15 protein-coding genes and 1 tRNA gene are annotated in these 14,839 nt (G+C 40.4%); 9 read left to right on the forward strand and 7 right to left on the reverse strand.

Translation table 11 applies throughout. The features are described 5' to 3' along the window. The first annotated feature begins 16 nt into the window (after positions 1 to 16). Positions 17 to 1,240: a 2-oxoglutarate dehydrogenase complex dihydrolipoyllysine-residue succinyltransferase gene (gene odhB, locus B9Y87_RS00665; protein WP_072862893.1), complete on the forward strand. Its 1,224-nt coding sequence runs from the start codon at positions 17 to 19 to the stop codon at positions 1,238 to 1,240. Positions 1,241 to 1,316: 76 nt separating this feature from the next. Here odhB and B9Y87_RS00670 read toward each other — a convergent pair whose 3' ends face one another. Next, the gene (locus B9Y87_RS00670) at positions 1,317 to 1,757 is read right to left on the reverse strand and encodes a retropepsin-like aspartic protease family protein (RefSeq protein ID WP_085495217.1); all 441 of its coding nucleotides are present in this window, start codon (positions 1,755 to 1,757) and stop codon (positions 1,317 to 1,319) included. Positions 1,758 to 1,796: 39 nt separating this feature from the next. Here B9Y87_RS00670 and B9Y87_RS00675 point away from each other — a divergent pair, with 39 nt between their 5' ends. From B9Y87_RS00675 to B9Y87_RS00710, 8 genes are all read left to right on the forward strand, one after another. Further along, the gene (locus B9Y87_RS00675) at positions 1,797 to 2,564 is read left to right on the forward strand and encodes a TatD family hydrolase (RefSeq protein ID WP_085495219.1); all 768 of its coding nucleotides are present in this window, start codon (positions 1,797 to 1,799) and stop codon (positions 2,562 to 2,564) included. A gap of 91 nt (positions 2,565 to 2,655) precedes the next feature. Then, positions 2,656 to 3,702 carry an asparaginase gene (locus B9Y87_RS00680; protein WP_262483161.1) on the forward strand — a complete coding sequence of 349 codons (1,047 nt, stop codon included), beginning with the start codon at positions 2,656 to 2,658 and terminating at the stop codon, positions 3,700 to 3,702. 66 nt (positions 3,703 to 3,768) lie between these two features. After that, positions 3,769 to 3,856 (forward strand) — tRNA-Ser (locus B9Y87_RS00685). A gap of 79 nt (positions 3,857 to 3,935) precedes the next feature. Next, entirely contained in the window at positions 3,936 to 4,685 is a 750-nt protein-coding gene (locus B9Y87_RS00690) for a MotA/TolQ/ExbB proton channel family protein (RefSeq protein ID WP_085495221.1), read from the forward strand. Positions 4,686 to 4,711: 26 nt separating this feature from the next. Beyond that, positions 4,712 to 5,155 carry a hypothetical protein gene (locus B9Y87_RS00695; protein WP_085495223.1) on the forward strand — a complete coding sequence of 148 codons (444 nt, stop codon included), beginning with the start codon at positions 4,712 to 4,714 and terminating at the stop codon, positions 5,153 to 5,155. Positions 5,156 to 5,169: 14 nt separating this feature from the next. Further along, on the forward strand, positions 5,170 to 5,790 hold the full coding sequence (locus B9Y87_RS00700) for an ExbD/TolR family protein (RefSeq protein ID WP_085495225.1): 621 nt from the start codon (positions 5,170 to 5,172) through the stop codon (positions 5,788 to 5,790). Between the two features lie 25 nt (positions 5,791 to 5,815). After that, complete coding sequence (locus tag B9Y87_RS00705) at positions 5,816 to 6,298, forward strand: ExbD/TolR family protein (protein WP_031442363.1); 483 nt, start codon at positions 5,816 to 5,818, stop codon at positions 6,296 to 6,298. Positions 6,299 to 6,386: 88 nt separating this feature from the next. Continuing rightward, entirely contained in the window at positions 6,387 to 7,079 is a 693-nt protein-coding gene (locus tag B9Y87_RS00710) for a porin family protein (protein WP_085495227.1), read from the forward strand. On the opposite strand, the gene B9Y87_RS00715 is transcribed toward B9Y87_RS00710, so the two are convergent. From B9Y87_RS00715 to pyrH, 6 genes are all read right to left on the reverse strand, one after another. Next, a complete protein-coding gene (locus tag B9Y87_RS00715; RefSeq protein ID WP_085495229.1) occupies positions 7,074 to 7,679 on the reverse strand; it encodes a hypothetical protein in 606 nt (201 codons plus the stop codon). The genes B9Y87_RS00710 and B9Y87_RS00715 overlap by 6 nt on opposite strands. Beyond that, the gene (gene rpoN / locus B9Y87_RS00720; protein ID WP_085495231.1) at positions 7,679 to 9,136 is read right to left on the reverse strand and encodes an RNA polymerase factor sigma-54; all 1,458 of its coding nucleotides are present in this window, start codon (positions 9,134 to 9,136) and stop codon (positions 7,679 to 7,681) included. The genes B9Y87_RS00715 and rpoN overlap by 1 nt, the downstream gene beginning before the upstream one ends. A 40-nt stretch (positions 9,137 to 9,176) precedes the next feature. Next, a complete protein-coding gene (gene asnS / locus B9Y87_RS00725; protein WP_085495233.1) occupies positions 9,177 to 10,610 on the reverse strand; it encodes an asparagine--tRNA ligase in 1,434 nt (477 codons plus the stop codon). A gap of 102 nt (positions 10,611 to 10,712) precedes the next feature. Continuing rightward, entirely contained in the window at positions 10,713 to 13,115 is a 2,403-nt protein-coding gene (locus tag B9Y87_RS00730) for an efflux RND transporter permease subunit (protein WP_085495236.1), read from the reverse strand. Positions 13,116 to 13,413: 298 nt separating this feature from the next. Beyond that, positions 13,414 to 13,968 carry a ribosome recycling factor gene (gene frr / locus B9Y87_RS00735; RefSeq protein ID WP_085495239.1) on the reverse strand — a complete coding sequence of 185 codons (555 nt, stop codon included), beginning with the start codon at positions 13,966 to 13,968 and terminating at the stop codon, positions 13,414 to 13,416. Between the two features lie 41 nt (positions 13,969 to 14,009). Continuing rightward, positions 14,010 to 14,717: a UMP kinase gene (pyrH, locus tag B9Y87_RS00740; protein WP_085495243.1), complete on the reverse strand. Its 708-nt coding sequence runs from the start codon at positions 14,715 to 14,717 to the stop codon at positions 14,010 to 14,012. Between the last annotated feature and the right edge of the window lie 122 nt (positions 14,718 to 14,839).

Consider the following 14,839-nt stretch of genomic DNA (forward strand, 5'->3'; position numbering starts at 1 on the left):
ATTAAAATTATAAAACATGATTTTAGAAATGAAAGTCCCTTCTCCTGGGGAGTCCATTACAGAAGTAGAGATAGCGGAATGGTTGGTAAGTGATGGAGATTACGTGGAGAAAGATCAAGCAATAGCGGAAGTAGATTCGGATAAGGCCACCTTGGAGTTGCCAGCGGAGGAAAGTGGAATTATTACCCTTAAGGCAGAAGTGGGAGATGCTGTTGCCGTAGGTGCGGTAGTATGTTTAATAGACACTAGCGCTTCCAAGCCTGATGGGGCTGCCAAGAGTGAAGAAAAACCGGTGGAAAAGAAACCGGAAGTAAAAGAAGTGGCTGAGCAGAAGACCGAGGTGAAACCAGAGAAGACCTCCTATGCGTCGGGGTCGGCTTCACCTGCAGCCAAGAAAATACTTGCCGAAAAGGATTTGGATGCCTCAACCATAAAAGGCACCGGAAAGGACGGGCGTATTACTAAGGAAGATGCTGTTAAGGCGGTTCCTTCAATGGGTACTCCTAAAGGAGGCTCCAGAGGAGAAAGTAGAACCAAATTGTCTATGTTGCGCCGTAAGGTTGCCGAGCGTTTGGTAGCTGCTAAGAACGAGACGGCCATGTTGACCACTTTTAACGAAGTGGATATGTCGGCTATCTTTGCGCTTAGGAATCAATATAAGGAAGACTTCAAGAACAAGCATAACGTTGGTTTAGGGTTTATGTCCTTTTTTACAAAGGCCGTCATTAGGGCGCTGCAAATGTACCCTTCCGTAAACTCTATGATAGATGGGAAGGAAATGATTTCATATGATTTCTGCGATATCAGTATAGCCGTTTCCGGGCCAAAAGGGCTTATGGTGCCTGTTATACGTAACGCAGAAAATCTAAGCTTTAGAGGTGTGGAGTCCGAAGTAAAAAGATTGGCCATTAGGGCCCGTGAAGGTGAGATTACAGTCGATGAAATGACCGGGGGTACGTTTACCATTACCAATGGTGGGGTGTTTGGATCTATGTTGTCCACACCCATTATCAACCCTCCACAAAGTGCAATCCTAGGAATGCACAATATAGTAGAAAGGCCTATTGCCCGCGATGGGGCCATAGCCATTGCACCTATTATGTATGTTGCCCTGTCTTATGATCACCGTATTATTGACGGTCGTGAGTCTGTAGGCTTCTTGGTGGCGGTTAAGGAAGCTTTGGAGAGCCCTGAAGAGTTGTTGATGGATAACAACGTTAAAAAGGCATTGGAGCTTTAATATAATATATTGTACTTGGGGAAAGACCCTTTACTTAATACTATGGACCTGTTGGGATTTTAAAACCTGGCAGGTCTTATTGTTTAAGGTAAAGACGGGTTTTTTGATAGTCAATGATGGCCCTTCCTTTTTTTAGTATATCGGCCCCTATTATGCCATCAACGGGCATAGCCTGGTGGGAGGTCAGGGCCTGGTTAACGTGGACAAGGTCGAACAGGACAATTTTCTGTTTCTTTTTTAACCATTTTCCTATTTCTATAACGTTTTTGGTAGATAGTTTGGTGAGCATTTCGGTGGCTCCTGCTCCTGCCGCCTTTATTTTGGAATCTTTGGAATTTAATTTGAAGAATTCAATTTTGTCCAGCCCAATACAGGTGTTGGACGCCCCGGTATCCAATATAAACCTGCCTTTAATCCCATTGATGGTGGCCGTTACTTCAAAATGATTTGTAGCCGTAAGGACCAAAGGTATGGCAATATATTTTTTTTTATGTAGAAAAACTTTAAGGCTGGGCATATGTACTTTTTTTGTCAAAGATAATCCTATTTTTGTTCTATGATATTGACAGATACACATACCCATTTATATAGTGAGGCTTTTGATAGTGATCGAAGTTCGGTCATAGAGAGGGCGATGGAACTAGGGGTTGAGCGTTTTTTTATTCCCGCAATAGATTCATCCTATACCAATGCGATGCTCGATTTGGAAAAATCCTACCCTGAGAATATCTTTCTTATGGCCGGGCTGCATCCAACACATGTAAAGGAAGATTACAGAGAGGAGTTGGCCCATGTTGAGGAAATGTTGGCGTCCAGGAAATTTTACGCAGTGGGGGAGACTGGCATCGATCTGTATTGGGATAAAACTTTTCTAAAGGAGCAGCAGATTGCCTTTAAGCAGCAAATACAGTGGGCAAAAAAGTATGCTTATCCCATAGTTATTCATTGTAGGGAGGGATTTGATGAAATATTCCAAATCCTAGAAGAGGAAAAGGGCGATGGACTTTTTGGAGTTTTTCATTGTTTTACCGGTACTTTGGAGCAGGCACAAAAAGCAATTTCCTATAATATGAAATTGGGTATAGGTGGGGTGGTTACCTTTAAAAACGGTAAAATAGATACGTTTCTAAGGGAAATTGACCTGAAACATGTGGTTTTGGAAACAGATTCGCCTTATTTGGCCCCTGTTCCTTACCGTGGAAAACGGAACGAAAGCGCTTATTTGGTCAACGTTTTGGAAAAAATGGCCCAAATATATGCTATGGAAAAGGAAGAAGTTGCGGCGATTACAACGGCTAATTCCCGACAGGTTTTTGGAATATAAATGGGTATTTTAGCTAGTTAGCTTTAGGGAAAAGCCATAAAATTAGGCCTGTAGCCCACTGCAAATTTTTAACCCCTAACAATTATTAAGATTGAAAAATAGAGATTCTACATTTGGTAAGACCAAAATTCTTCTCATATATACTGGAGGTACCATAGGTATGGTCAAGGATTATGATACGGGGGCACTGAAGGCTTTTAATTTTAATAAATTGATCAAAAATATTCCAGAGCTCGGTCAATTGGATTGTAGCATAGACAGTATTTCCTTTGATACGCCCATAGATTCGTCCAATATGAATGTTGGTCACTGGGTTAATATTGCCACCATTATAGAAGATCATTATGATTCCCATGATGGTTTTGTGGTGCTGCACGGTAGTGACACTATGAGCTATACTTCATCAGCTTTGAGCTATATGTTGGAGAATCTTCGAAAACCAGTGATTTTTACGGGTTCCCAATTACCAATTGGGGATTTAAGGACGGATGCCAAGGAAAATTTGATTACCTCCATACAGATAGCGGCCTTGCGGGAAGATAATATGCCGGTAGTTCAAGAGGTTGGACTGTATTTTGAATATAAATTGTACAGAGCAAACAGAACAACCAAGATTAATGCGGAGCATTTTGAAGCTTTTGCCTCTTTAAATTATCCGGCCTTAATAGAATCCGGGGTGCATTTAAAGGTGAATAGGGAGTATTTGTTTCGGGTAAATTCAACCAAAAGGCTAAAAGTTCATAAGGTAATGGATCAAAACGTAGTTATTTTAAAATTATTTCCAGGTTTTAACCAAACAGTCTTGCATAGCATCTTAAATTCCCCTAACTTAAAAGCTGTGGTCCTTGAAACATATGGCTCTGGGAACGCTCCTACCGATGAATGGTTCACTTCGGAGTTAAAAAAAGCTATGGAGAGAGAAATTTTTATCATCAATGTAACACAATGTTCTGGGGGAAGTGTTCTTATGGGACGCTATGAAACAAGCAAGCATCTTGAAAAATTGCAAATTATTAACGGTAAGGATATTACAACCGAAGCGGCAATTACCAAGTTAATGTATTTACTTGGAAATAATATTTCCCCTAAGTTGTTCAAAACCATATATGAAACATCTCTCAGGGGCGAAATGCAATAAAAATAACAGTCTAAATTTCTTTAACTAATATTTTTTTTGTTATTTGGCTGCCCAATAACTATAACTAGAGAGGTGGCCGAGTGGTCGAAGGCGCACGCCTGGAAAGTGTGTATACCCCACAAGGGTATCGAGGGTTCGAATCCCTTCCTCTCTGCTGTTAAGTTTTAATTTTTATATTGCGAATTTTTTTTATCTTTAACCCTATTAACTAACTAAATTTAAGTTTCAAAGAAATGAAAAGATTATTCTCTATCCTGGCTACAGCTGGGTTATTTGTGGCAGGTACAAATACAGTAAGCGCAAAAGTTGTTGCAGCAGCAGCCATTTTGCAAGATGCGGCTCCAGCAGCGGAAAAAGGTTTCACTCAAGTGCTAAAGGAGCAATTTATTCAGGGTGGTGCCGGATTTATGGGTATTGTTCTTTTGTGTTTAATTCTTGGTCTGGCCGTAGCTATTGAAAGGATTATTTATTTAAACCTTGCTACTACCAACACTGCAAAACTAAAGCAACAAGTAGAAGATGCTTTGGCTTCGGGTGGTATTGAAGCTGCCAAAGAGGTATGTAGAAATACAAAAGGTCCTGTTGCTTCCATCTACTACCAAGGATTGGAAAGAGCTGGAGATAGTATAGAATCTGCCGAAAAAGCGGTTGTAGCCTACGGAGGTGTACAAATGGGTCAATTGGAGAAGAACGTTTCTTGGTTGTCTTTATTTATCGCTGTAGCTCCAATGCTTGGGTTCATGGGTACGGTAATCGGTATGATTCAGGCCTTCCAGAAAATTGCAGCGGTTGGTAACTTGAGTGCATCCCTTATTGCAGGTGATATTCAGGTGGCGTTATTGACTACGGTATTCGGTCTTATTACTGCGATTATCCTTCAAATTTTCTACAATTATATCATTGCAAAGATTGACAGTATTGTAAATGATATGGAAGATTCATCAATCACTTTGATTGATATGTTGGCAGATCACAAAAAATAAGTCGGACACTAAATACTTAAAGTATCATGCATAAAATAGTTAAAATAATATTAGTTGTACTCGGAGTGATTGGGGCCATACTGTGGTTTCAGCTTCCTAGTGCAGACGTTCCCGCAACGGAAGCCATAAATAATGGGTCTATGAACTTCATGTTCATCATCACCTATTTATTGTTGGGGATTGCGATAGCGGCCTCGGTTCTTTTTGGATTAGTGAACTTGTTTACCTCCAAAGGAGCCTTAAAGAAAACCTTATTTGGTGTAGGGGGTCTTTTGGTAGTTGTTGTTATCTCTTACGCCCTAGCAACTGGAACAGATGTTAGTTTGGAAGAAATGGCCAAAAAAGGAGTTCCTACTACGGAGAGCACAGTGAAAACCATAGGTATGGGATTGAATGTATTTTTTATCCTTACCATTATTGCCGTGGGAGCCATGTTGTGGTCTGGAGTTAAGAAAATGATTAGTAAATAATAAAATAAAATATTATGCCAAAAAGAGGAGCACCACCAGAGGTTAATGCGGGTTCTATGGCAGACATAGCGTTCTTATTGCTTATCTTTTTCCTAGTGACGACCACTATTGAAACAGATGCAGGGTTAGATCGTATGTTGCCACCAATTGAGCCGCCAGATACGGATGTAATCATTAAGCAAAAGAATATTTTTCAGGTCAATATTAACCGTGATGGACAATTATTGGCTGATGACGAGTTGACAAATATTAAGGATTTAAGGGAAAAAGCCATTGCCTTTTTGGACAATGGAGGTGCACCATCAGGAACTCCTGACTATTGTAGTTATTGCAAAGGCAAAAGGGATCCTGCTTCATCCGATAGTCCTGCCAAAGCGATTATCTCGCTTAAGAATGATAGGGAGACGAAATACGGAACCTATATAACCGTACAGAACGAATTGGTTGGTGCCTATAACGATCTTAGGAATAGGGAGGCGCAACGTTTGTTCAAGAGGAACTTTACGGATATGGAAGCAGAATATCTTAACCCTGAAACTCCGGACAACGTTCGTGAGGAATTAAAGGAGAAGGTTAAGAGAATTCAGGATTTGTTTCCTCAGAAGCTTTCAGAGGCCGAAACATCGTCAAACTAAATTTAGAAGTTAAAAACAAGATACTATGTCAAAATTTAATAAGAAAAAAGATGCGGCTTTACCTGCGGTGAACACTGCATCCTTGCCAGATATCGTTTTCATGCTTTTGTTCTTCTTTATGACGGTTACAGTGATGAAAGATAGTACCTTGAAAGTTGAAAACGTTCTGCCCAATGCTTCGGAAATCAAAAAATTGGAAAAGAAGGATAGGGTAATCTACATTTATGTTGGGAAACCTACCCGTGAGTATGAGAAGACTTATGGTACCGAATCCAAAATTCAGTTGAACGATAAGTTTGCTGATGCATCCGAAGTGGGTGATTATATTTTGATGGAAAGGGCCAAAAAGCCTCAGGAATTACAAAATGTATTGACAACCGCGCTTAAGGTGGACAAGGAGGCCAATATGGGTATTATTTCCGATATAAAACAAGAGCTTAGAAAAGTAAATGCCTTGAAAGTAAATTATACCACCTATGAAGGTGATGCGTTCAGGAATTTGCAATAGTTAGTAAAAGGATAAGAGAATCAAAACGCTTCAAATGCATACATTTGAAGCGTTTTTTTTGTGTTTAATTAATTACCTTTGGAAGGCTATGAGATGCCCCTTTGTATATACAATTCTTTTATTTTGCGGTGCTTTTGTTTCCGGACAGGTTTTGGAATCCAATAAGGAGGTGGATAGGAAATATTTGGAAGATCAATTTTATTTTGGGCTTACTTATAATTTTGCCACAAATCTTCCGGCCGATGTTTCCCAAAGAAACCTTTCTTATGGCCTGCAGGCGGGTTTTATTAAGGATATTCCCTTAAGTTATCAAAGGAATATGGGCATTGCTATTGGTTTGGGATATGGTATCAATTCCTATTATACCAATTTGTTGGCTTCCCAACAGGGATCAGATGTTGTGTATTCGGTGTTGGGTAGTGATGCCGATTTCAAGAGAAACAAAATTGCAACCCATGTCTTGGAGGTCCCCTTTCAGATTAGGTGGCGCAATTCAACTCCGGAGGAATATAAGTTTTGGAGGATTTATACTGGTGTTAAGCTAGGCTATGTTTTTGATGGTAGGTCTAAATTCGTTTCAAGCTCAGAGAAAATAGTTTTCGTAAATAAGGATATAAGGGACTTTCAATATGGTCTAACCTTAAATGTGGGTTACAATACCTTCAATATTCATATTTATTATGCGCTTAGTTCGTTGTTCAATGATGGGGTAATGGGAGAGACTGGGGATCTTATTGAGTTTAAGCCACTTAAAGTGGGGCTTATTTTCTTTATTTTATAGCCAAAATTTAACAGTAAATAATTGGGTAAACAGCCCGATGGCAAATCCAATTAGGACTTCCGCTTTGGTGTGGGCGTTCAAATAAAGTCGGGAGGTGGCTGCTAGGCCGCTTAGTAGGGTTATTATGGCAATGGCGATGGTAACGTTAATTTCAAAGTGGATACTCAGGTTTATTAAGTACATTAACAGGCTTCCCATGCCTAAAAGGTGCATACTGCACTTAAAGTTAAGAAATAGCAATACGAGGGCGCTAAATAAGGCTGCTATAAGGCCTAAAAAGTAGTAGTGCAGCTCTATGGTAAAGTTGTTGGGGATTACTTTAAATAGGGCCATTAAAAGCAGTCCTAGGCTAATGTAAAGTGGATATTTCCTTTCCTGAAGATCGGGCATGAATATGGAGCTTACAATGCCCAGGTTGCGCAAGATCAGGTAGAATATAATGGGGATGATAATAGTGAGAATAAATATGGGCAGAATATTTCCGCTCTGCACTTCCAACGGACTGTATTTGGGGGTGATAAGGAAATAGGCTATGGTGCCTGCAAATGGTATAAAAAGCGGGTGTAGAAGGTATGACGTAATCTTGAGGAATAGTCGCATTAAATCTGTTTTCTCAACCTGGCCACCGGAATATCCAGTTGTTCCCTGTATTTTGCTACCGTCCGCCGGGCAATAGGATAACCCTTTTCTTTGAGAATGGCAGCCAGTTTATCATCAGTAAGCGGTTTTTTCTTGGTTTCCTCCCCAATAACAGTTTCCAGAATCTTTTTTATTTCCTTGGTGGATACATCCTCTCCTTGATCGTTTTTCATGGATTCAGAAAAGTAATCCTTTATTAATTTTGTGCCATAAGGGGTATCAACATATTTGCTGTTGGCTACCCTGGAAACAGTAGAAACATCCATGCCGATGCCATCGGCTATGTCTTTAAGTATCATGGGGCGAAGTTTGCGTTCATCCCCTGTAAGAAAGTATTCTTTTTGATATTCCATGATTTCGTTCATGGTAATATATAGGGTCTGTTGACGCTGTCTTATGGCGTCAATAAACCATTTAGCGGCGTCCAATTTTTGTTTGATGAACATCACGGTGTCCTTTTGGGACTTCGACTTTTCCTTGGAATTCTTGTACCCTTCCAGCATATTGTTGTACTCGCGCGAAACATGAAGCTCAGGTGCATTTCTTCCGTTTAGGGTAAGCTCCAGTTCCCCATCTACAATACGAATGGAAAAATCGGGTACTACGTGCTCCACAATGCGGTTATTCCCGGAATAGGAGCCACCTGGTTTGGGGTTTAAGCGTTCAATTTCGGCAATGGCATCCTTTAGCTGTTCCTCCGTGATATTGTGCTTTTGAATAAGCTTTTGATAGTGCTTTTTGGTAAACTGCTCAAATGATTTCTCCAACAATTGAATGGCCAGTTCTATACTGGGGGTCATTTCCTTCCTTTTTAATTGAAGAAGAAGGCACTCTTCCAAAGTTCTTGCCGCTACACCGGCAGGGTCAAGATCCTGAACTATGTGCAATACCTTTTCAATGGTCTTTTCGTCCGTATAGATGTTTTGGGTAAAAGCCAAATCGTCCATGATATCCGAAAGAGGTCTTCTGATATATCCGCTTTCATCCACGCTGCCCACCAAGAATTCGGCAATGGACCATTCCTCATCAGTTAAATAAATAGTGTTCAACTGATTTATGAGATATTGATTAAAAGATATTCCTGCCGCGTATGGAACACTTTTTTCCTCATCATCAGCACTGTAATTGTTGGCTTGTGTGCGATAATCCGGAATTTCGTCATCACTTAAATAATCATCAATATTGATATCTTCCGCACTTATGCTTTCGCTATCGGTTTCGTTGTCATATAGATCATCAAATTCATCCTGTTGGGTGTCAACTTCATCCTTTCCAGTTTCCAAAGCAGGATTTTCCTCCAGCTCTTGTTTCAGTCGTTGTTCAAATGCCTGCGTAGGCAATTGAATCAACTTCATCAACTGTATTTGTTGTGGAGATAATTTCTGCGATAATTTAAACTGTAGGTGTTGTTTCAGCATGTATAACGGTGATCTATCTTATAAAGTTAAAGAATAATGATTAGAATTCAGCATTCTGTGGCGTTCTAGGGAAGGGTATTACGTCTCTTATATTGCCCATACCCGTTGCAAATAGTACCAATCTCTCGAAACCTAATCCAAAGCCACTATGTACGGCAGTTCCAAATTTTCTAAGATCCAAATACCACCAAAGTTCCTTTTCATCGATACCCAATGCTTTGATCTTCTCCAATAGGATGTCCAAGCGTTCCTCACGTTGGGATCCACCTACAATTTCGCCAATACCGGGGAATAAAATGTCCATGGCCCTAACCGTTTTGCCGTCCTCATTTAAACGCATATAAAATGCCTTTATTTTGGCGGGATAATCGAATAATATTACCGGGCATTTAAAATGTTTTTCCACCAAGAAGCGTTCGTGCTCACTTTGTAGGTCAGCGCCCCATTCATCAATAAGGTATTTGAACTGCTTCTTTTTGTTGGGTTTACTGTTCCTTAGTATGTCTATGGCCTCGGTGTAGGTGACACGCTTAAAGGTGTTGTCCGAAACAAATTTTAGTTTTTCTATCAAAGGCATTTCACTGCGTTCCGCCTGTGGTTTGCTCTTTTCTTCGTCCAATAATCGCTGCTCCAGGAACTGTAGGTCTTCCTTACAGTTTTCCAAAGCATAATTAATGACCTCCTTTATAAAGTCTTCGGCCAAATCCATGTTGGCATCCAGGTCATTAAAGGCTACTTCGGGCTCTATCATCCAAAATTCGGCCAAATGTCTAGAAGTATTCGAGTTTTCAGCCCTAAAAGTAGGGCCAAAGGTGTAGACCTTTCCCAAGCCCATGGCGTAGGTTTCGGCTTCCAACTGTCCGGATACGGTTAAATTGGTCTCTTTGCCAAAAAAATCTTCTTTATAATCTATTTCACCATCCTCCGTTAAAGGCGGCTTTTTGTTGTCCAAGGTAGACACCCTGAACATTTCTCCAGCCCCTTCCGCATCCGAGCCTGTAATTATAGGGGTATGGACATAGAAGAAGCCATTTTTTTGAAAATATTGGTGCACGGCAAACGAAAGGGCCGAACGCACCCTCATTATAGCTGCAAAAGTATTTGTTCTTACACGTAGGTGTGCCTTTTCCCGCAAAAACTCCAGAGAGTGTTTTTTAGGTTGAATGGGGTAGACCTCTGGGTCCGCTCCTCCGTGTACCTTGATCTCCTTGACCTGTATCTCCACGGACTGCCCTTTTCCCTGGCTTTCCACCAAGGTTCCACTTATTCTAAGTGCAGCGCCCGTATTAATTTGCTTTAGTAGATTTTCATCATATTCCTCAAAATCTACTACGCATTGTATGTTGTTTATAGTAGATCCATCGTTTAAAGCAATAAATCTATTGCTCCTGAAGGTTTTTACCCATCCGTTAACAGTAACTTCCTGGTGTAAATGTTCGGGAGATAGTAGCTCTTTTACGCTAAATGTCTTCATTTGAATTCCTTGTAAATTAAGTGGCAAAGATAGCCTTTTTGCAAAAATATAAATTGGGTAAACATCTGTAAATACCGAGTAAAAAATATTTAAAAAAATGGACTATTCCTCCTTGTCCGTGATATTGGGTTCTTCCTTGGGAAGAATATCTATTTGTGGTTCTTTAAGCACCTGTTTGTTGGCTATACTTCTCTCCAGGGAAAGAAGTAGGGAAGGCAGTAAAATTAGGTTGGCCAGCATGGCGAACAATAGGGTGGCCGAGACCAATGCCCCTAACGCTACGGTTCCCCCGAAACTGGAAATAATGAAGACTGAAAAGCCAAAGAACAGTACAATGGAGGTATAGAACATACTAACTCCGGTTTCCCTTAAGGCGGCATAGACCGATTTTTTAATTCTCCAATGGTTGCTTGTAAGTTCCTGCCTGTATTTGGCCAAAAAGTGTATGGTATCGTCCACCGAAATCCCAAAAGCAATGCTAAATACCAAAATAGTGGAAGGCTTAATTGGTACCCCAACGAATCCCATAACTCCCGCGGTGATTACCAGCGGCAATAAATTGGGTATCAAGGAAATCACGATCATTCTAAACGATCGGAAAAGATAGGCCATAAATAGGGCTATTAGACCAATGGCCAGGGCAAGGGACATGATCAGGTTTTTTACCAAATATTTGGTTCCTTTTAAAAATAAAAGGGCACTACCGGTCATGGTAACCTTGTATCTGTCCGAAGGAAAAATTTTGTCGATATTCTCTTTTAGTTTGGCTTCAATGGTTTCCATACGGGATGTTTTTACATCCTTCATGTATGTGGTCATCCGGGCCACCTGCCCGGTGCTATCTACAAAACTGCTCAATAGGTTGCCGTTGTCCGCGGATTTGCGGGCAACATCCATAATGAAAGTATTTTCCTGTGAAGTGGGGAGTTGATAGTATTTGGGAATGCCGCTGTAGAAGGCCTGTTTGGAATATTTAACCAAGTCCACTACTGAAACTGGTCTGGAAAGTTCGGGAATTTCATTTATCACCGTGCCCAATTCATCCATTTTTCTTAGGGTAGTAGGTTTTAAGACCCCTTTGGGCCTTTCGGTATCCACCACTATTTCTACGGGCATTATTCCGTCAAACTCTTGTTCGAAAAACCGTATGTCCTGAAAAAATTCCGCTTTTTTGGGCATATCCTCTATAGGGCTTCCGGAAATGTCTATTTGATATATGCCAATTATACTAGCTACTAAAAGGGCAATGGATACTATGTATACCGTAATCCTTCTCTCCCTTACAATTCTTTCCATCCAGCTTACAAAAGTTTCGATCCATTTGGTGTTCAAGTGTTTCAAATGCTTGTCTTTTGGAAGGGACATAAAACTGTAGATAATCGGAATTATCAAGAGGGAAAGCACAAATATTCCTATAATGTTGATGGAGGCCACAATGCCGAACTCTTTGAGAAGTTTGCTGTCGGTAATAATAAACGTTGCAAAACCTGAAGCGGTAGTAACGTTGGTCATCAGGGTGGCGTTACCAATCTTTGAGATTACACGTTGTAGCGACAAGGCCTGGTTTCCGTGCTTTTTTACTTCTTGTTGGTATTTGTTTATAAGGAAGATACAGTTGGGAATACCGATAACAATGATTAATGGCGGAATCAGGGCGGTAAGAACCGTTATTTCATATTGCAATAGGCCCAAGATCCCAAAAGCCCACATAACCCCTATAATTACGACAAACATGGAGATGATCGTAGCCCTAAAACTTCTGAAAAAGAAAAAGAAGATCAAGGAAGTTACTCCCAATGCCGCAAGTATAAATTTCCCAATTTCATCAATGATATTTTGGGAGTTCATCGTCCTTATGTATGGCATGCCCGAAATACGCACATCTAGGCCCGTTTCTTTTTCAAAATTTTTAACCAAAGTAGAAAGGTCTTCCAATATGAAGTCTTTACGTACGGAGGTGTTGACAATATCTTTGTCCAAATAAATTACACTGCGTATGGTATGCGACTTTTTATTGTAGATAAGGTTATCGTAGAACGGAAGATCGTTAAAAAGGTGATTCGTCAGACTGTCGACCTCCTTTTTGGTTTTCGGGGTTTGTTTTATAAAAGGCTGCATAACAAATTCTTGTTTTACAGTGTCTTTTACGAGCTCTTGCAGGTTATCAGTAGACAACACGAAGTCAACCTCGGGAAATGCCCCTAGTTGCTTGCTAAGCTTGTTCCAGCGATTGAATTTTTCAGGGGTAAATAAGGAGCTGTCCTTTACGGCCAAGACAACAACATTGCCTTCTTCCCCAAACTGTTTTAGAAAGGAAAGGTATTCCAGGTTTACGGGGTGGTGATCGGGTAGGAGGTTGGCTTGTGAATTGGAAAACCTCATTTTGTCCCACTGCATGGACATAAAAATGGTTATTATGGCCAATAGGACCAGAATTGTAATTCTGTTCCTAAGTATTATCCGTGCTATTTTTGCCCAAAAACCTTGCGTTAACTTTGCAACCATCTAGTGAAACCTCTTGTTTTAGAATGCTTATATGGTATATAAACCTAAAAAAACCAGTAAATCGAAATGATCTAAACAGGTCTTTCGGATTCTAAAATTATTCGAGCGCAAAGGTAGAGAATGATTGTTATTGTTCCTAGGAAGCTGGGACTAAATAGTAGTAGATGGAAAAACGAATTTTATCGACTGTATACGTTAGGGCAGGGAGGAAGCAGTATTCAGTTTTTTGGGGCAGATGGTAATGGAAAATTAAAAGAGCGGTCCATGGACCGCTCTTTTAATGTTAGTACTTTAAGGATTATACCTTCATTATCTCGGCTTCCTTAACATCTAGGAAAGCATCTATCTTTTTTATGTATTTGTCGGTAAGTGCCTGTACATCGGCTTCTGCGTTTTTCTGTAAATCTTCGGATACTTCCAGGCTCCTAATTTCCTTGTTGGCTTCCTGACGTGCATTCCGTACACCTATCTTAGCGTCTTCCGCTTCCGCCTTTGCTTGTTTTACCAAATCCTTTCTTCTTTCTTCCGTTAAGGGAGGTACGTTGATGATTACGAAATCGCCGTTGTTCATAGGATTAAATCCTAGATTGGCGTTCATTATGGCCTTTTCTATTTCATGTAGCATGTTCTTTTCCCAAGGCTGAACGGATAAGGTCCTTGCATCCGGGGTATTCACATTTGCCACCTGGGACAATGGTGTGGGGGAGCCGTAATATTCCACCATTACACTGGATAGCATAACCGGACTGGCCTTTCCAGCCCTGATTTTCAAGAACATTTTTTCAAGGTGTGCTATCGCACTGTCCATCCCTTCTTTGGTAGTATCCAGAATAAATTTAATTTCTTCGTTCATATGCTATTTTTTTAATTGATTCAACACAAATAGTGCCAAAACTATAGATTTACGACAGTTCCTATATTCTCTCCGGAAACCAACTTCATAAGGTTTCCTTTTTTGTTCATATCAAAAACAACAATAGGCAATTCGTTTTCCTGACTTAGGGTAAAGGCCGTGGTATCCATTACTTTTAGTCCCTTTGTCAGTACATCTTTAAAGGTTATCGTGTCAAATTTGGTGGCTGTTTTGTCTTTTTCCGGGTCGGAGGTATAAATTCCGTCCACTCGGGTTCCTTTTAAAATTACATCGGCTTCAATTTCTATGGCTCGTAATACAGCAGCGGAATCTGTGGTGAAATATGGATTTCCTGTACCACCTCCAAATATAACTACCCTGCCCTTTTCCAAATGTCGCATGGCGCGTCTTCTAATAAAAGGTTCGGCTACCTCATTTATTTTAATGGCAGATTGTAATCTGGTCTGCACTCCTTGCAATTCCAAGGCACTTTGTAAGGCCAATCCATTTATTACGGTAGCCAACATTCCCATATGGTCCGCCTGTACCCTGTCCATTCCATTACTGGCTCCTGCCAATCCCCTGAAAATATTGCCACCACCTATCACAATAGCAACTTCTATACCTTTGTCCACAACTTCTTTGATCTCCTCGGCATATTCGGATAAACGCTGAGGGTCAATACCGTATTGCTTGGTGCCCATAAGGGCCTCTCCACTGAGTTTTAAAAGTATTCTTTTGTATTGCATCCTGATGTTGATTAATTTCATGCAAAAATAATCAAAAATATTTATGAAGTGGCTTGGCATGGACGATTCGTCTATCCTTAATTATTTCCTAATGCTTATGGGAAGGTAAATTTATTTTTATA

Origin of the sequence: Arenibacter troitsensis, assembly GCF_900177645.1 — a bacterium.
Taxonomy (GTDB): Bacteria; Bacteroidota; Bacteroidia; order Flavobacteriales; family Flavobacteriaceae; genus Arenibacter; species Arenibacter troitsensis.